The sequence below is a fragment of the Paenibacillus sp. MER 99-2 genome (assembly GCF_023714095.1).
In the GTDB taxonomy this organism is placed as follows: domain Bacteria; phylum Bacillota; class Bacilli; order Paenibacillales; family Paenibacillaceae; genus Paenibacillus.
The window spans coordinates 127,438-144,376 of sequence record NZ_JAMAUZ010000002.1; the positions used below are offsets into that span (position 1 = coordinate 127,438).

Below are 16,939 nucleotides of genomic sequence, written 5' to 3' on the forward strand. Positions count from 1 at the left end.
AGGAGGGGCTAGCATGATTGGAGCAGCATTTGCAATAATGTGTCTTGTATTTGGAACGACGTTTCTAGCGATTAAAATTGGAGTTGAAGCAGGCCTGCCGCCATTTATGTCCGCGGGTATACGCTTTATGATTGCAGGTGCTCTGATGTTTGCCTGGATGCTCATGAAGGGACGGGTCAAGTTGTCCTTGTTGTGGCGCAAAGAAATGCTGCTCACCGGCGCAGGACTCACGTTTGGTACGTTTGCGGCTTTATATTGGGCTGAACAATATGTAAGTTCGGGTGTAGGTGCTATTTTATCAGCGACGGGTCCGATTATGATTATGGTGATGCAAACGGTTTTGTTAAGGCAGAAGACGTCTGCTCGGATCATTACAGGCTGTTTGATCGGTTTTGTCGGCGTTATATTTGTTGTTATGCCTGGTGTCACGATTGGGGGCAGTCCACTGTGGTTATGGGGCTGTATCGTGATTCTGATTGGGGAAGTGTGTTACTCAGCAGGAGCGTTATATTCCAAAAAGGTGATTAACCAGTTCAAGGAAAGTGACCCGGTGGCAATTAATGCCGTTCAGATGATGCATGGCGGACTATTGCTATTCATATTGTCAGCCTTCACAGAGTCATGGAACATATCGGTAATCAACTGGACACCTGCCATTACCTCATTGATCTATCTGACGGTCATTGGCTCGATGGTAGGGCATAGTCTGTTCTATTGGATCATGTCACGAACCAATCCGTTGTTCCCAGCAACCTGGCTGTACATCTCACCACCGATTGCGGTTGTTCTTGGCGCCATTGTCTATAATGAGCATGTAAGCTGGATGACTTGGATTGGTGTAGTACTTATTGTGTCTGGATTATTATTCATGAATGACAAAGTCACGGGTTGGTTCAAAAGTAGGAGAAACAGCAATACGTTAGCCGAAAATCCATAAATTGGTGTACAATAATAGGAGTGGATTTTTAGCAAACGAGGTGAGCGGATTTGAACAGGCAGGCAATAGGTGTAGCGTTGGTATTTGCAGGCATCATTTTATATGGGATCGTGCATATCACAACGTTGATGTATCTCCCATCTGTAATGACCTATTCAACGCAGTGGGGGAAATATCTACAAGCGATGTATGATAGCGGAGGCTTGATCGCATTTATCGTATCTATTGTATTGTTTTTGATCGGGGTATTTTTGCTCTTGCCCAAATCGATCTTCTCTGTGAAGGGTGTCATGAGTGAAATACGTGAGCGAGACCGTGAATTTAATGAGCAGTATGGTACTCGGAAAACGCAATAAGCGAAAGCAAGAGTCAGTTCCCTTTGATTACGTTGGATTTTTCTTGGGGCAATATAGTTGCTAACTCTCATTAGAGGGGGGTGTAGATTACGAACGTCTACGACTTCCCGTGATGGGAGTTTTTTTATATTTAGCATAGATGATGATGGAGAAAAGAGAGCTGGAAAAATTATCTCATCGTACCTATATTTTCTGATTACGCGGTGGTAACATATTGTAGTTGATTGTAGTTATTGGTCGTTATGAGAATAAATTATTGGAGGGAATGAATGTGATGAATACCCAGCTAGATGTATTGCCTACAGCAAAACTAAGAATTGCGTTAGCACAATGTTCTGCGGTTGATGGGGACATACAGGAAAACGTTAATCGAGCTTATGAGATGATTGAAGAAGCTGGGGAAAAGCGTGCAGATCTTATTATGTTTCCAGAAAAATTTCTAACGGGATATGTCCCGGAAATCGTACAATCCAATCTCTCTGACAATACGCTGTGTATAAATGACGTAAGGATTGAAAAGCTGCGTCAAGCATGCAAAACATATGGAATTTGGGCGATTATTGGAACGCCTGTGAGAAAAGGAGAGGAAGTGTATATATCCTCCATCATCATAGATTCGCATGGAAACGAAGTGGGCGTTTATGATAAGTCGCATTTATTTCAAACGGAGAAGAGCATGTTTTCCACCAATAATGAGCAGGTCATCATTCATCTCAAAGGCTGGAATATTGGCATGGCCATTTGTTATGATGCTGGCTTCCCTGAACATTCGCGTCGTTTAGCACAGCAGGGCTGTCATTTATATATGGGTAGCTCTCTCTTTAGCAAAGGAATGGGATACAAGGAGTTACGCGTATGGTTTCCTGCCCGAGCACTAGATAACACCATATTTACTGCGATGTGTAATCATGTTGGTAGAACCGGAGTGTGGGATACGTGCGGACATAGCGGCGTCTGGAATCCATTAGGGGATAACATCGTTGATGGCTCGCCAGACCAAGCTGAATTGTTGATTGCTGATTTAGATCCTGCACTTCTTAAACAAGCCAGAGATGGTGAGATGATGCTTGCAGATTCTCTTGAGTTAGATCAACAACCCTATTCGCTCCAAACGATTAAGGGCGAACTGGATCGAGATGCCGATACGTGAAATTCGGGTCTACGCCTTTTACAGGTGCGCTGCTATATTGATAGATTTGTCCGTTCTCCTCTTGGTAGAAGTAACGAGCAAGAGGCTCATCCTTGAAAATAACTTCTGTGCTGACGAGTGGTGCTTTACCAAAATGGGTATCGATTTGTTGAATATCTTCGTGACCATATTCTTTGGACGAGAGTAAATACGCTTCAACTTTAAGTTCCATTGTTCGTTGGAAATTCCAAAGGTACAGAGAGACAAGCGCTACTAATGTGATAAGTAGGGACAGAACGAGTTTCGGTTTGCTAATATTCATCGACTCATCTCCTTAGGATAAATAATACAATATAAATTGACTCGTGCTACATATAAAAAAAGCTTCTTATACACGAAAGAGCCCAAGCTGCACTTCAGTGCAATCTGGGCTCTTTCGTGATGTCATAATCAAACTTTAATATAGCTTCGGTTGGACAGTAGCGTGTCCATTACTCCGCATTCAGTACAAATTTCTCAATAACCTGCTTCACACCATCTTCGTTATTGCTAAGTGTGATGTAGTCTGCGATCTCTTTCAATGCTGGAATGGCATTACCCATCGCCACACCAAGACCGGCAGCTTCAAGCATCTCATGGTCATTCCAAGAATCACCGATGGCGATGCATTCAGACAACTCAACGCCGAAATGATCAGCAAGGAACGTAAGGGCATGTCCTTTTGTTCCTTCACGGTGCATAATTTCAAGGAAGTAAGGCTTAGATTTTGTAATATGCACTTCAGGTCCAAGCAGCTCGCGCAGGTCAACCGCTACCTTATCCAGATAATCTGGCTCGTCGATAATAAGCAGTTTGGGTGTTTGTTGCTCAATCACTTTGATGAAGTCAGATTCGATATAGTACTGTGTGCCGTTCAATTTCGCGTAATCACGCAATTTGTCATTCTCTTCACGGGCATACAATTTATCGTCAATATACGTTTGCAGGTGAAGATTGTGCTCCAAGCAGTAGTCATATAATTTGCGGGAAGCTTCCTGTGGAACATAGCGCTCATACAGAACGTTCTCGTCCAGCAAGTTTTTCACCAAAGCTCCTTGGTACGTAATGATCGGCACGTTCAGTTTCGTTTGGCGAGCAAGTGCCTGTGCAGAAGCGTAAGCACGACCAGTTGCCAGTGTAACTACAGCACCGTGTGCAACGGCTTGCTCCAGAGCAGCTTGGGTTGCAGGTGTTACTTCTTTGTTGTCGTTAATGAGTGTGTCATCAATGTCGATTGCGATTAGTTTGTAAGTCATGTCGTTTCTCTCCTTTATTTATCTGTGTATGTTCAACTAAAGAATGTTTATACTGGCCACTTCGATGACAGAACAACCTTCCGATCGCTGTTATCCCCAGATTTTTTTTGAATTCCCTTTCTTAAAGGGAAAATCCGGGGATAGCGTATGCTTCCGATGCAGCTTTCTTGCAGAAAGCTTTCAGGCGAGCGCTTCGCTTCTTCACGTTATTTCTGTCCTCTCCGTTATCGTATAAAACGTTTAGCTGAACTTATGTGTATCGTGTAGTAAGAACGAAAGTCTATTCTTCCAGGAAAATGAGGCCAATAAAGTCCTCTAGCTCCAGGTTGCCGAAGTAATGCTTCACATCCAAATCTTGCAGTGCTGTGCGCACCTCGGATTCTTCGTAACGTTTGCCACGCAGCATATCCTCGATATCGGCTACATCACCCACACCGAAGAAGTCACCGAAGATTTTCAGATCTTCAATCCGTCCATCTTTAATGTTCATCCGCAGATCGATGATGCCGACAGGGAATTTACGTGTGTGCTTCACATTGCTTTCTGGAGACAACCCGTAGTTCCAATCCCAATTGCTATAACGCTCAGCAGAGATTTCTTTGATCTTATCCCAATCTTTCTCGGTGAGTTCGTATTGAGGCACATCTTGCGGCTCCATACGGAAGATATGACGGAGCAACTCGTCGCGGAATTGCTCAATGGTCATGTTGCTGTCCATCAGTTCACGAATGTTAGCAACCCGGCTGCGTACAGACTTGGTGCTTTTGGATTTGAATTTCTCAGGGTTCACGTTCAGTGATGCTTGTACATGATCCAGGTTAAGATCAAACATCAATGTACCATGGCTAAACATGCGACCACGTGTGGAGAACTGGGCATTACCCGAAATTTTCTTTTCTCCGACTTGCAGATCGTTCCGCCCAGTCAATTCGGCATTGACTCCAAGCTCTTGCAGAGCCTCAACTACGGGTTGAGTGAACTTGCGGAAGTTGTGGAAGGACTGACCGTCATCCTTCGTAATGAAGCTGAAATTGAGGTTGCCCAGATCGTGGTAGACTGCGCCACCTCCGGATAAACGGCGTACGACCTGAACTCCATTATCCTGAACATATTCGATATTAATCTCTTCAATGGTGTTCTGGTGCTTACCAATAATAATGGATGGGCGGTTGATGTAGAACAGCAGGTAGCTGTCATCCATCGGCAGATGCTTCAGAATGTATTCCTCGATGGCGAGGTTTACGGAAGGATCTGTGATGCCCTGGTTATCAACAAACAACATGGTCATTCCTCCATTAATGTATGTGAGGGATAGTGATCCCTTATGTAGTGTTTGATTCGTAGAAATTAGATTCATCGAACTGACGTTCATGAAACTGAAATTCCTTCTCTATTGTAAACGAATTGCCCTAATGACACAAAGAAATTAGACAAGTCTACGATTTCAGCCAAGCATAGACAAAACAAGATTGACCCCAACCTGTGATCGACTCCATAATAAAATGGACATGCAGAAAGGATGACGGACAGAATGACCGGTATGATCGAAGTATTCGGACATGGTGGCGATGTGGAGACAGCGGCTTCCCGTTTCGGGGGTAATCCGGCCGACTTTCTCGATTTTAGCGCAAACATCAACCCGATGGGGCCACCTCAGAACGTATTACATGCACTGCAACAGGGCTTACAAACCATCTTGCGTTACCCTGATCCAGGGCACAGAGCCTTCAAAGCAAGACTTAGCGAGTATCTTGGTGTACAGCCTGATCAGATCTCTGTTGGAAATGGTGCTGCGGAGAGTATGGCGTTGATCTTACTGGGTCTTGCGCCCCGTACTGTAGGTACGGTGGAGCCTGGCTTCTCGGAGTATAGTGCGTTAGCTAAGCAATTTGGAGCTGAGGTTCTTCATGTGTACGGACGTGAAGAAATGGACTGGCGAGCAGAGGTAGCGGATATCGAGAGGCTCATGGATCAAGTGGATCTATTGTTTCTAGGGCAGCCCAACAATCCCAACGGAGTTCAATATCCTGTAGAAGTGCTTCATCGTCTGGCTCGCTCAGCAGAAAGAACGGGCACGATCCTAGTGATTGATGAAGCGTTCATGGACTTTATACCAGAAGCTAGGCGGCAGTCCCTTGCACCTCGATTAAGTGATTACCCGCAGGTTATGATCATCCGTTCAATGACGAAGTTTTACGCGATTCCGGGACTGCGTCTAGGTTATGCGATGGCACGACCTGAACTAATACAAGCCATGACTGCGAAGCAAGTCACTTGGAGTGTTAACGGGCTGGCGCTGATTGCGGGGGAAGCCTGCCTCCGTGATGGGGAGAGCTTTGAACAGGAAACTCTGGCTTATGTTTCTCGTGAACGGAACCTATTGACTGAGGGGCTGGAGGCATGTGGTTGTCAGGTGACGCGCGGAGAAGCTAACTTTATATTGGCTCGTTTGCCGGAACCGTGGTCAGCAGCCTCTATGCAGACTGAACTAGGAGAGCGGGGGATTCTCATTCGGAGCTGTGCCATGTATCCTGGGCTTGGTGAACGACATGTTCGGTTTGCGGTGAAGGATGCGGATGCCAATGGGCGTTTGCTGAGCGTGATGCAAAGTGTGATTGCTCAGAGTAATCCTCAGCACATCTCTCAGAGTCAATTTCAGGACATTTCTCACGTAAAGGAAGGTGGCTCGAACGATGACCTTACCATTTCTTGAGGAATCGAAGGGGAGACAAACCTATCGTTATCCCGGTGACTATGCTTCTTCTATATGGCCGGGATTGACAATTAGCGCACAAGAACGCCATGTAAAAGCATGCATTCCCTCTGTAGCTACTGCGATCTCCAGTGCAGTTTACGGCGGGGGCATGGTTGAACTGGATCGTATATTTAATATTTATGTAGATAAGCATTATCGCTGTGATGATCCTCCGCGCGATATACAGCGACTACTCCGTGAGTGGAAGGAACGAGAGGATGTGTGTACCGGTCTGCTGACAGCCGTGCGTCTGGAACATACGTCGATTCAAGAGTACGCGAGCCCCGACTTTGGGCTTCTATGCTGTACGACGGCAGGGGTATCGAATGCTGCACGCGCCGGTTCAGCAAGAGTGGTATTTGATGCGATGGGGAACCGAACGGATGCTGTCCAGAAACTGGATGGAGCGTACACACCCGGTACCATTAATATGATGTTGTGGTATAACGGTCGTTTGACGAATGGAGCCATGGTGAATGCGATTCAGACTGCAGTAGAAGCGAAAGCTGCTGCTCTGGCTGATGCTGGTGTGAGCGATTCCGAGAATGGTCTAACGGCTACTGGAACCACCACAGATGCGATCGTGCTCGCGGTGAGTCAGGATCAGCAGAGGCCGCTTTTGACTTATGCAGGAACGGCCACCGTTCTAGGGTCGGTCATTGGCAGACTTGTCTATGATACGATTACGGAAAGTCTGCAGGCCGGGCGCTGGTGCAATGTGGCGGGAGGAACAACAAAAAATGATACTTGAATTGAATCAATGGTTTTCTTCGTCATTCTGGATCGGGATGACAGGGGCTTGGATTATCATCGCAGCATACATATTAGATCGTTGTATCGGAGATCCGAGATGGATACCTCATCCAGTCATCGGTATGGGGAAAGCCATTTCTGCACTGGAGCGAACCATACGATCTCGTGTGACTTCCAATCAAGGGCTCAAAAAAGCGGGAATCTGGTTTCCAATCCTGATTGCAGGGGGTTCTTTTGCCGTGACTTGGGGACTGATCTATCTCCTTGCACTTATTCATCCAGTGGTTGCGGTGATCGCTGAGGTCATATTGATTGCGACAACGATTGCTTCCAAAGGATTAAAGGACGCAGGGATGGACGTATATCGTCATCTCATTCAGGGAGATTTTCCCGCTGCGAGGCGTGCTCTTGGTATGATTGTAGGACGTGATACAGCGCATCTAGATGAACCTGAGATCGTAAGGGGAACGGTGGAGACGGTAGCTGAGAATATTGTGGATGCAATCGTATCTCCTTTGTTCTACGCCCTTATTGGCGGCGCGCCGCTTGCCATGGCATATCGAGCCGTCAATACACTGGATTCCATGGTCGGTTACAAAAACGATAAATATCTACATCTCGGCTGGGCATCCGCCCGTTTGGATGATTGGGCTAACTGGATTCCAGCTCGAATCACGGCTTTATTATTGATTAGCGGAGCATGGATCATGAAGCTAGATGCAAGAAGAGCAGCACAGATGGTATCCCGAGATGCCAGATTGCATCCGAGCCCGAATAGCGGCTTTCCCGAGTCAGCCGTTGCAGGTGCGCTGGGGATCAGACTGGGTGGGCATAACGTGTATCATGGTGTCTCGTCTTTTCGTGCATATATGGGAGAACCGACTCGCTCAATGGGAGCAGAGGATATCGTGAGAACGACCCGCCTCATGTTCTGGTCGGCAGGTTCATTTGTCATTCTGTGTGTGTTTGCTTCCCTCGGGATCTGGCTAGCTGGAGGTACATTACTGTGGTGATATCGAATAAGGAAAACGAAATGCATTCGCTTGATCTCATTTTTATCCGTCATGGGTCAACGTTGTGGAATCAGGAAAAAAGATATCTTGGGCATACGGATATCGGTCTCCTGCCTGAAGCGAATCAAGAGCTTGCTCCGCTCAGGGAGCAGCTTCGTAACTTCTGTTGGAGCAAGCTTTACTCCAGTGACCTACTGCGCTGTCGGCAGACCCTCACAAATGTCGCTCCTATGCAACAGGAGCAGGCACAGCTAGATGCACGGCTCAGAGAGATTGATTTTGGGGAGTGGGAGGGCAAGACGTATGATCAACTCCAACACATTCAGCAATATCGAGACTGGATTGATGATCCACAGAGCGTGACACCACCGAAGGGGGAGTCATGGCAGGCATTTACTGCAAGGATTGATTCTTTTCTGGATACTTGCTTGTTGCACGATGCAATGTCCAAACCAGTAAAGGTTGATCTACCTCAGATTGGTATCGTGACACATGGCGGTGTGATCCGATATGCGATATCTCGCCTAATCCCTGATCTGAACTTCTGGGGTACGCAGGTTATTCCAGGCCAAGCCATTAAGGTCAGGCTGGATTACGGGGCGAGCGGATGGGTAGGAAGCCAGATGGCATTTCCTTGAATCGGCTTGTAAGGTTGTACAATATAACCTATAATCACAACAGACGTGTGACGATGCGTAGGGGTTTGATGGGTCTAATCAAGGATTAGATGCTCAACCATACGTATACAACTAATATGCTCAATTGAATGTTTAGATCATAAGCGACCAAGGGTTCCGTATGCATTGGAGTTGCATGGTTATGTGTATTCATACCATGTACGTACGCAAACGGATGAAATAGGGAAGCTGGTGTAAATCCGGCACGGTCCCGCCACTGTGAATCAGGAATAATCCTGTAAGTCAGGTTACCTGCCCTGGACGTATAGACCGGTGTTCCTTCGAGGAAAGGACAGCGTTTCGGGCAGTGTTCTGTGTATGAACAGCGCAGGTGATTCATCATGCGTAGAGCACGCCATATGCGAGACGTTATCCCTGATCCTGTTGTAAGGATTGGGGATTTTTATTGTTCCAATATGGGTTCTTCACTCTCCGATAACGTGTAAATGTTGAAGTTCAACCTTATACAGGAACATCAAGATATGAGCATTTAGTTTTTGAGCACACACAGGGTCAATAGAACAGATAGAGAAGGGGAGAATGAACAGAATGAATATCAAGAACTGGAAAAGCGTAGCGTCCCTGCTTAGTGCAGCAGCACTAGCACTGGCTTTGGCTGGATGTGGCAATGCAACAACGAATGAGGGGTCAGGAGCATCACAGCAACCTGCACAGGAACAGAGTCAAGAACAGACAACAACGGATCTCAAGACACAATATCCAATTACCGTTACAGATGCAACAGGTGAGACATTCACGTTTGAAAAGGCACCAGCCAAAATTGTATCTGTATCTCCAGCGGAGACAGAGTCGTTGTTCGCCCTTGGATTGGACGAGCAGATCGTAGGTGTATCTGATTTTGATGATTACCCTGAAGCAGCTACAACGAAGCCCAAAATGGGCGGTGTATCTAAACCGAATGAAGAGTCCATCATTGCAGCGGATGCAGACATCGTATTCACAGGCATCTCCATGAATGAAGAAGCGGTGAAGAAATTCCGTGACCTGGGGATTGTTATTTTCAAGACTGATCCAAAATCAGTAGACGATGTAGCGAACAACATTGAAACATTTGGTCAAATTACGGATACACAGGAAAAAGCACAAGAGCTCATCGCGAAGATGAAACAAGATGTAACAGATGTTACTGAAGCGGTGAAGGCGGTTAAACCGGAAGAGAAGAAGAACGTATATGTTGAATTTTCCCCGGGCTGGACAGTGGGTAAAGGTGAGTTCATGGATGAGCTGATCACACTTGCTGGAGGAAACAACGTTGCTTCTGATTTGCAAGGCTGGAACGAAATTAATGAAGAAAATATCATTGCTGCGAACCCAGATGTAATTCTGTATGCCAATGATGTCATTGATGAGAATTCCAAAACACTGGATCAAATTATCAAAGCTCGTAGCGGCTGGGATCAGATTACTGCGGTAAAAGACGATGCGGTTATCGGTCTAGATGCCAACCTACTTAGCCGTCCAGGACCACGGGTAACCGAAGGTCTGAAAGCCGTAGCTAAAGCGATCTACCCTGATCTGTTCCAATGAGTAAAAAGCTAGCGGTGTACGGGACGGCTGGGATAGGACTGCTGGTGTTGACGGTGCTGATCTGCACGGGCATTGGTTCAGTATCCTTGCCTGTCCGTGACATTGCAGGTATTCTGCTGCATCACATTCCGTGGATCGGGGATTGGATTACTCCCGATTGGAGCACAGCAGCAGAACAGATTATATGGAAGGTGCGATTCCCGCGGGTACTGCTTGCCGTGCTCGTGGGCGCCTCTCTAGCAATAGCGGGTGCTGGCTTCCAAGGGGTGCTTCGTAACCCTCTTGCAGATCCGTTTACGTTAGGCGTATCATCTGGTGCATCGGTGGGTGCAGCATTTCTGATTTTCTTCGGATTACAATATGCATTAATCGGAATCTGGACCTTGCCTTTGGTTGCGTTCCTAACCGGCGTGTTGACGCTATGGTTCGTGCTGGCACTAGCTCGTGAGGGTCGAAAAATACCAACACATAGCCTAATTCTGGCGGGCGTGGTCATGCAAAGTTTCCTAGGGGCAGTTGTCTCCTTCCTATCGACGATGTCGAAACAGACGATTAATGAAATTATATACTGGACGATGGGAAGTCTGGCACTGCGTGGGTGGTCGTATACGGCCATCCTTTTCCCATATTTTCTGCTTGGTCTGATTTTCCTCTGGAGTCGTGCACGTTCGTTGAATGTGCTTGCTCTGGGAGAGCGTCAGGCGGCTCACATTGGAGTTCAGGTGGATAGATTGAAGCTATCAGTGTTAGCGGTTGGCACGTTGCTCACAGCAGGAGCCGTATCGGTGTCAGGTGTCATCGGTTTTGTAGGCCTTGTCATTCCACATATTCTTAGGCTGATCGTAGGGCCGGACTATCGTCTGCTGGTTCCATTATCCGCAATTGGCGGAGCCATCTTCATGGTGTGGGCAGATACGATCGCTCGTACAGTACTTGCACCAACTGAAATTCCACTTGGCGTTGTCACCGCATTTGTGGGTGCACCGTTCTTCGCCTACCTTTTGCACAGAAACAAGAAGCTTCGTAAAGGGATGATGCCATGAGTAAAGACACGAACTATACGGTGCATGCCAATCGGAATGAACCTATCCATACGGGTGAACGGGCAGATCCGAGTTTCGATACTCAGCGTGGTATAAGGAAACCTTTGATTGAAGTCGATGGAGTAGGTAAACGGTATGGTCAGCATCAGGCGTTAAATGGTGTGAGTTGGCAGATCGCAGAAGGCGATTGGTGGGGTGTTGTAGGTCCTAACGGAAGTGGCAAATCAACCTTACTGCAACTATTGGCGGGCACGGAGTCGGTTAGTGAGGGCAGTATTCAACTGAATGGCAGGAATATCACTTCGTATAGCCGCAAGGATCTGTCTCGTATGATTGCTGTTCTGCAGCAGGATGGACTGCCTGCAATCTCATATCCGGTAAGGGATGTTGTGGAAATGGGGCGTTATCCCTATCAGAACTGGCTTGGTCGTGATTCGGGTGATGGCGAGAAGATCGTTGATCGTGTGCTAGAGGAATTAGGTCTGTCCGAGCTTGCGGATCGTCCTCTGGATGCGCTCAGTGGAGGACAACGTCAGCGGGTAGCCCTTGCTAAAGTGATGGCACAGGAACCGAGCATTCTTTTGTTAGACGAGCCCACAACGTTTCTGGATATCCGTTATCAGTTGCAATTTATGGAGTTATTATCGACATGGCGTCAAAGAAATCGAATTACGATTGTGGCAGTGTTGCATGATCTGAACCTAGCTGCACAGTTTTGTGATCATATTCTGGCTTTGAAAGAAGGCGAAACTGCTGGCTCTGGAACCCCTCATGCACTGATGACCGAGGAACATATTCGAGAGATCTTCCAAGTGAACCCTGCGATGGTGAAGCATCCAGATCATGGCATTCCCCAGTTGCTGCTGCGCCGGGAGCATGAAGAGCCGAAGAATTGATCGGGGTATATACCCACATATTGATGAAGGAAGTGCTAGTTGTATGCGTAATGAACAGGTGTTGGAGCAGTTAATACGTCGAATCACAGATCCTCATGAGCAGGTCGCGGCAGAAGCTGCAGCTCATGTGGATATCCTCACGAAGCCGCCAGGCAGTCTTGGCAAACTGGAGGAGCTCGTTATTCGCCTAGCAGGTATTACAGGACAGAGTCGTCCTTGCTTCGAACGTCGAGCGGTGATCGTGATGGCAGCAGACCATGGTGTAGTTGCCGAAGGTGTCAGTGCATTCCCTGCTGAGGTAACACCGCAGATGGTTCTTAATTTTCTGGCGGGTGGAGCGGCCGTTAACGTGCTTGCCCGGCATGCTGGCGCAGATGTGCTCTGTGTAGATATTGGAGTGAATGCTGATCTAGAACACACCGATCTCATCTCCCGCAAAGTCCGCAAAGGCACAGCTAACATGGCGAAAGGCCCAGCGATGACTCGGGATGAAGCAATCCAAGCGATCCTCGTTGGCGCCGAAGTGGTCACGTCAGAAGTCGACCGAGGAACGCAGATATTTGTAACTGGAGAGATGGGGATTGGCAATACAACGGCAAGTGCTGCTGTAATGTGTGCTCTAACGGGAATATCACCGGCTTCAGCTGTTGGACGCGGGACGGGGATTGATGATGTTGGGTTACAGCGCAAGGCAACGGTGGTAAGCCAGGCTCTAAGTCTGAATGCACCCCTTGCGGAGGATGCGCTGGATGTGCTCAGTAAGGTTGGCGGATTAGAAATTGCCGGATTAACGGGTGTAATTCTTGCTGCTGCTGCGAATGGATGCCCAGTGGTGGTTGATGGGTTTATCTCAACAGCCGCAGCATTGATTGCAAGAGAGCTTGCACCAGCCAGCACGGCTTATATGATTGCTTCCCATACATCCGATGAAAGTGGACATGCAGCACTGCTTCGTGAGATGGATCTGAAGCCAATGCTTGATCTGAATATGCGACTGGGTGAAGGGACAGGAGGCGTGCTAAGTCTTCATCTCATCGATGCGGCTTGCCGTATTCTTAACGAGATGGCGACCTTTGCCAGTGCGGGTGTATCCGATGGCTCGCCTCAAGGAGAGGTTTCTTCATGAGTGTGCTTGTAACTGGAGGGGCGCGAAGTGGCAAAAGCTCGTTTGCTGAGCGTCTATGCATGCAACGCTCCTCAGAGGCTTGGTATGTGGCTACAGCTCAAGCCTATGATGATGAGATGCGCGAGCGAATCGATATGCATCAGCAGGGACGTGAAGAAGCGGGATACCTGTGGCATACGGTAGAGGAACCATTGGCATTGCCTGAATGGATCACACGTATGGGAGCATCTCATACTGGGATGTCAGCTCCTACAGTATTGGTGGATTGTCTGACATTATGGCTGACCAATATTTTGCTTGCCCATGAACATGATCCTGCGCATGTCATACAAGGACATATACATGCGCTCGTATCGGCTGTTAAGTCATATCCGGGACTACTTGTGCTTGTAACCAATGAAGTAGGGGATGGCATCGTTCCTGAATATGCTCTTGGACGAAGATACCGTGACCTTGCAGGCATATTGAATCAACGGATTGCAGCGATTTGCGGGGAAGTATTTCTAGTTACGGTGGGGATTGCGATTGAATTGAAGAGCAAGGAGTACCGTTTATGAGTGACCGCACGAACGATGGGAGAAAACAACCAGCGGCGGCAGCTTTTCAATTTTTGTCACGTTTCCCGGTTAAGATGCAGATTGATTTTGTCCCCCCATTGCTACGTGAAAGCGTGGTTTATTATCCTCTTGTCGGTGCTGCAATAGGGTTAACTGTTTGGCTTGGAGCGGGTGTTTCGGGTGTACTTCTACCCTCGTTTCCAGCGGCAGTGTTAACGCTGACCCTATGGGTTTGGTTGACCGGAGGGTTACATCTGGATGGCTGGATGGATACAGCAGATGGTCTGCTCAGTTACCGCTCTCGTGAGCGAATGTTAGAGATCATGAAGGATAGCCGCGTGGGTGCGATGGGAGTGATTGCCTGCGTTCTCCTGTTAATGATGAAGGCGGCTCTCATTGCAGATTTTATCGCACGTGCTAACTGGATGTATGGTGCATTACTTATCTTACCGATGATCTGGAGTCGCTGGTTCATGGTCTATGCCATCTCTGCATGGCCGAATGCGCGAGGTGATGACGGATTAGCTGTTTTGTTTAAAGGGCTGGGTGAACGGCGAGAAGTTCAGCGTGCACGGAGCAATGCCATTGGAATTACTGTTCTAATAGGTGTAATCACACTAGCAGTCGGAATGCTTTTCCAGCCGGAGATGCCAGTCGTAGAGGGGTTACATATCGGGAACAGTCTAATGACCCTGTCGTGGTGGTTATATCCTGTGCTTGCTGTAATTGTTGTTCCGCTCGCTTGTTACGTCATAGGTAGATGGATTGCTGGACGTATAAGTGAACGGCTAGGCGGATTAACAGGAGATACCTATGGTGCAATGAATGAGCTGCTGGAAGCTGCCTTGCTTACGGTGCTTAGTGTATTACAAGGGTTTTTCTATATAAATTGAACTAAACATTTACACGAGAACGGAGAGGACAGAAATAACATGAAGAAGCGGAGCGCTCGCCTTTATCCCCGGATTTTCCCTTTTAAAAAGGAATCAAAAAAATCTGGGGATAACAGCGATCGGAAGGTTATTCTGTCATCGTAGTGGCAAGTGTGAATATTCTCTAGTTCGACATATATAGATATAAAATATAATCGGTGACTGGGGGATGAATCGTGGACAGTGCGTCTGTACAAAAAACAGCGGCAGTCTTAATGCTGCAAGGAACCGCATCGGATGTAGGGAAAAGTGTAATAACGACAGCTCTATGCCGGATATTCAAACAGGACGGCTTCAGACCTGCACCCTTCAAATCCCAGAATATGGCGCTGAATTCCTACGTCACAGTGGATGGCAAGGAAATTGGTAGAGCGCAGGGAGCACAGGCAGAAGCTTGTGGTATTGAGGCGACGACAGACATGAATCCAATCCTCATTAAGCCTGTGCGCGATATGCACTCCCAGATTGTTGTGCACGGCGTACCCTTTGCTCAGATGAGCGCGTCAGACTATCGGCAGCATTTTCTGCCTGAGGCGAAGCAGACCGTGATGGGAGCATTGGATCGTCTACGATCGACTTATGATGTCGTGCTAATGGAAGGTGCAGGCAGCCCTGCAGAGATTAATCTGAAGGATCGGGATATTGTTAATATGAACCTGGCTGGATGGGCAGATGCACCGGTTATTCTGATCTCTGATATTGATCGAGGCGGCGTATTTGCCTCCATTGTAGGTACGCTTGAGTTGTTGGAGCCACATGAGGTACAGCGTGTAAAAGGGTTCATTATTAACAAATTCCGGGGCGATCTGTCCCTATTGCAGCCAGGACTGGATTGGTTGGAAGAACGGACAGGAATTCCAGTACTCGGCGTGTTACCTTACATAAGAGATATACAGATTGAAGCTGAAGATTCAGTCGTTTTGGATTCCCTGCGTCATGGTAAGTCGGGGCAACAGGAATTAGATCTTGCTGTGATTCGGTATCCGCGAATTTCGAACTTTACCGACTTCGATGCATTGTCTCGTGAACCCGACGTCAATATTAGGTATGTTACTTCACCAGAGGAGCTTGGTTCACCAGATGCAATCCTATTACCCGGGACAAAGGACACCATAGGTGATCTGGAATTCTTGCGTGAATCAGGTTTGGAGCAAGCGATTGCCCGTCATATCGAGCGTGAGCATGTGCAACTCGTGGGGATCTGCGGCGGTTATCAGATGCTTGGTCAGCATCTTCAAGATCCTTTTGCCGTTGAGGCGAATCAGGTTCAGGAGGCAAGAGGCATGGGCATGCTGCCACTATCCACGACCTTCCTACAGAACAAACAGACGGTTAGAGCTTCCGGTTGGGTACAGATGGAACATCCCATCCGTTTACACCAGGAAGTGCATGGAGCCCATTCGGCTGGCCAACGAGTCTCTCCGCTGCCTATTGAAGGTTATGAGATTCATATGGGAGTTACGGAATGCCATGAACCGGAGCGGGTGTCGGCTTTATTTGAAATACGTCATCCAGGGGGACAATCGTTTGATGAGGGTTGGGGAACTCAGGATGGTAAGGTATGGGGAACGTATCTACATGGATTGTTTGAAAGTGATCAGTTTCGGCGTTCCTGGCTTAACGGTTTGCGGGACAGTAAAGGGCTTGCTCCTCTCCTTGAAACATACAGTGCACGTGAACGTAAGGAGATGGAGTTTGATCGGGTAGCGGAATCCTTACGTTCTGCACTGGATCTGGAGCGGATATATGAAATTATGGGTCTGCAAACTCCACAATAGACTGTGACTTAATCATACAGGTGAATGGAATAGTATTCACAAAAAAAGTCCCCCATATGGCAGTAATCCTTAATGAAGGAATATTGCCTTGTATGGGGGACTTTCCGATCTAGCTGCGAATTCGAGCGCAGCTAGTTGAAGGTT

17 protein-coding genes and 1 riboswitch are annotated in these 16,939 nt (G+C 47.6%); of the genes, 14 read left to right on the forward strand and 3 right to left on the reverse strand.

Annotation, left to right across the window (positions count from 1 at the left end; all coding sequences use genetic code 11):
- Positions 1 to 13: 13 nt before the first annotated feature.
- The 3 genes from M3636_RS11390 (at position 14) to M3636_RS11400 (ending at position 2,443) form a co-directional block, all read left to right on the forward strand.
- Positions 14 to 937 carry a DMT family transporter gene (locus M3636_RS11390; RefSeq protein ID WP_251382591.1) on the forward strand — a complete coding sequence of 308 codons (924 nt, stop codon included), beginning with the start codon at positions 14 to 16 and terminating at the stop codon, positions 935 to 937.
- Between the two features lie 50 nt (positions 938 to 987).
- Entirely contained in the window at positions 988 to 1,293 is a 306-nt protein-coding gene (locus M3636_RS11395) for a hypothetical protein (RefSeq protein ID WP_251382592.1), read from the forward strand.
- A 274-nt stretch (positions 1,294 to 1,567) separates the two neighbouring features.
- A complete protein-coding gene (locus tag M3636_RS11400) occupies positions 1,568 to 2,443 on the forward strand; it encodes a carbon-nitrogen hydrolase family protein (RefSeq protein ID WP_251382593.1) in 876 nt (291 codons plus the stop codon).
- On the opposite strand, the gene M3636_RS11405 is transcribed toward M3636_RS11400, so the two are convergent.
- The 3 genes from M3636_RS11405 to lplA form a co-directional block, all read right to left on the reverse strand.
- Positions 2,409 to 2,744, reverse strand: coding sequence for a DUF3139 domain-containing protein (locus M3636_RS11405; protein ID WP_251382594.1), 336 nt, complete (start codon positions 2,742 to 2,744; stop codon positions 2,409 to 2,411). The two genes, M3636_RS11400 and M3636_RS11405, sit on opposite strands and share 35 nt — an antisense overlap.
- 169 nt (positions 2,745 to 2,913) lie before the next feature.
- Positions 2,914 to 3,717, reverse strand: coding sequence for a Cof-type HAD-IIB family hydrolase (locus M3636_RS11410; RefSeq protein WP_128100809.1), 804 nt, complete (start codon positions 3,715 to 3,717; stop codon positions 2,914 to 2,916).
- A gap of 280 nt (positions 3,718 to 3,997) precedes the next feature.
- A complete protein-coding gene (gene lplA, locus M3636_RS11415) occupies positions 3,998 to 4,999 on the reverse strand; it encodes a lipoate--protein ligase (protein ID WP_251382595.1) in 1,002 nt (333 codons plus the stop codon).
- Positions 5,000 to 5,257: 258 nt separating this feature from the next.
- On the opposite strand from lplA, the gene cobD reads away from it, so the two are divergent.
- The 11 genes from cobD (at position 5,258) to M3636_RS11470 (ending at position 16,795) form a co-directional block, all read left to right on the forward strand.
- On the forward strand, positions 5,258 to 6,430 hold the full coding sequence (gene cobD / locus M3636_RS11420) for a threonine-phosphate decarboxylase CobD (RefSeq protein ID WP_251383053.1): 1,173 nt from the start codon (positions 5,258 to 5,260) through the stop codon (positions 6,428 to 6,430).
- Positions 6,411 to 7,223, forward strand: coding sequence for an adenosylcobinamide amidohydrolase (locus M3636_RS11425; RefSeq protein ID WP_251382596.1), 813 nt, complete (start codon positions 6,411 to 6,413; stop codon positions 7,221 to 7,223). The genes cobD and M3636_RS11425 overlap by 20 nt, the downstream gene beginning before the upstream one ends.
- A gap of 37 nt (positions 7,224 to 7,260) precedes the next feature.
- Entirely contained in the window at positions 7,261 to 8,238 is a 978-nt protein-coding gene (gene cbiB / locus M3636_RS11430) for an adenosylcobinamide-phosphate synthase CbiB (RefSeq protein WP_251383054.1), read from the forward strand.
- Complete coding sequence (locus M3636_RS11435) at positions 8,232 to 8,876, forward strand: histidine phosphatase family protein (RefSeq protein ID WP_251382597.1); 645 nt, start codon at positions 8,232 to 8,234, stop codon at positions 8,874 to 8,876. Before cbiB ends, M3636_RS11435 begins: the two co-directional genes overlap by 7 nt.
- 159 nt (positions 8,877 to 9,035) lie before the next feature.
- Positions 9,036 to 9,189: riboswitch (cobalamin riboswitch) on the forward strand.
- A 266-nt stretch (positions 9,190 to 9,455) separates the two neighbouring features.
- Entirely contained in the window at positions 9,456 to 10,463 is a 1,008-nt protein-coding gene (locus M3636_RS11440) for an ABC transporter substrate-binding protein (protein ID WP_483311516.1), read from the forward strand.
- Positions 10,460 to 11,506: a FecCD family ABC transporter permease gene (locus M3636_RS11445; RefSeq protein ID WP_128100814.1), complete on the forward strand. Its 1,047-nt coding sequence runs from the start codon at positions 10,460 to 10,462 to the stop codon at positions 11,504 to 11,506. Before M3636_RS11440 ends, M3636_RS11445 begins: the two co-directional genes overlap by 4 nt.
- Positions 11,503 to 12,402, forward strand: a complete 900-nt coding sequence (locus M3636_RS11450) for an ABC transporter ATP-binding protein (RefSeq protein ID WP_251382599.1) — start codon at positions 11,503 to 11,505, stop codon at positions 12,400 to 12,402. Before M3636_RS11445 ends, M3636_RS11450 begins: the two co-directional genes overlap by 4 nt.
- Positions 12,403 to 12,445: 43 nt before the next feature.
- Positions 12,446 to 13,528, forward strand: coding sequence for a nicotinate-nucleotide--dimethylbenzimidazole phosphoribosyltransferase (cobT, locus tag M3636_RS11455; RefSeq protein WP_251382600.1), 1,083 nt, complete (start codon positions 12,446 to 12,448; stop codon positions 13,526 to 13,528).
- Positions 13,525 to 14,085, forward strand: a complete 561-nt coding sequence (gene cobU, locus M3636_RS11460) for a bifunctional adenosylcobinamide kinase/adenosylcobinamide-phosphate guanylyltransferase (protein WP_251382601.1) — start codon at positions 13,525 to 13,527, stop codon at positions 14,083 to 14,085. The genes cobT and cobU overlap by 4 nt, the downstream gene beginning before the upstream one ends.
- The gene (gene cobS / locus M3636_RS11465; protein WP_251382602.1) at positions 14,082 to 14,978 is read left to right on the forward strand and encodes an adenosylcobinamide-GDP ribazoletransferase; all 897 of its coding nucleotides are present in this window, start codon (positions 14,082 to 14,084) and stop codon (positions 14,976 to 14,978) included. Before cobU ends, cobS begins: the two co-directional genes overlap by 4 nt.
- 254 nt (positions 14,979 to 15,232) lie before the next feature.
- Positions 15,233 to 16,795 carry a cobyric acid synthase gene (locus M3636_RS11470; protein ID WP_251383055.1) on the forward strand — a complete coding sequence of 521 codons (1,563 nt, stop codon included), beginning with the start codon at positions 15,233 to 15,235 and terminating at the stop codon, positions 16,793 to 16,795.
- Positions 16,796 to 16,939 lie beyond the last annotated feature (144 nt).

What these genes read in the sequence shown, in the direction of transcription:
- M3636_RS11390 (WP_251382591.1), top strand. Translation starts at nt 14, where the DNA reads ATGATTGGAGCAGCATTTGCAATAATGTGTCTTGTATTTGGAACGACG.
- cbiB (WP_251383054.1), top strand. Translation starts at nt 7,261, where the DNA reads ATGACAGGGGCTTGGATTATCATCGCAGCATACATATTAGATCGTTGT.
- M3636_RS11410 (WP_128100809.1), bottom strand. Translation starts at nt 3,717, where the DNA reads ATGACTTACAAACTAATCGCAATCGACATTGATGACACACTCATTAAC.
- M3636_RS11470 (WP_251383055.1), top strand. Translation starts at nt 15,233, where the DNA reads ATGCTGCAAGGAACCGCATCGGATGTAGGGAAAAGTGTAATAACGACA.
- cobU (WP_251382601.1), top strand. Translation starts at nt 13,525, where the DNA reads ATGAGTGTGCTTGTAACTGGAGGGGCGCGAAGTGGCAAAAGCTCGTTT.
- M3636_RS11405 (WP_251382594.1), bottom strand. Translation starts at nt 2,744, where the DNA reads ATGAATATTAGCAAACCGAAACTCGTTCTGTCCCTACTTATCACATTA.
- cobT (WP_251382600.1), top strand. Translation starts at nt 12,446, where the DNA reads ATGCGTAATGAACAGGTGTTGGAGCAGTTAATACGTCGAATCACAGAT.
- cobS (WP_251382602.1), top strand. Translation starts at nt 14,082, where the DNA reads ATGAGTGACCGCACGAACGATGGGAGAAAACAACCAGCGGCGGCAGCT.
- M3636_RS11450 (WP_251382599.1), top strand. Translation starts at nt 11,503, where the DNA reads ATGAGTAAAGACACGAACTATACGGTGCATGCCAATCGGAATGAACCT.
- M3636_RS11445 (WP_128100814.1), top strand. Translation starts at nt 10,460, where the DNA reads ATGAGTAAAAAGCTAGCGGTGTACGGGACGGCTGGGATAGGACTGCTG.
- M3636_RS11440 (WP_483311516.1), top strand. Translation starts at nt 9,456, where the DNA reads ATGAACAGAATGAATATCAAGAACTGGAAAAGCGTAGCGTCCCTGCTT.
- cobD (WP_251383053.1), top strand. Translation starts at nt 5,258, where the DNA reads ATGATCGAAGTATTCGGACATGGTGGCGATGTGGAGACAGCGGCTTCC.
- M3636_RS11425 (WP_251382596.1), top strand. Translation starts at nt 6,411, where the DNA reads ATGACCTTACCATTTCTTGAGGAATCGAAGGGGAGACAAACCTATCGT.
- lplA (WP_251382595.1), bottom strand. Translation starts at nt 4,999, where the DNA reads ATGTTGTTTGTTGATAACCAGGGCATCACAGATCCTTCCGTAAACCTC.
- M3636_RS11400 (WP_251382593.1), top strand. Translation starts at nt 1,568, where the DNA reads ATGAATACCCAGCTAGATGTATTGCCTACAGCAAAACTAAGAATTGCG.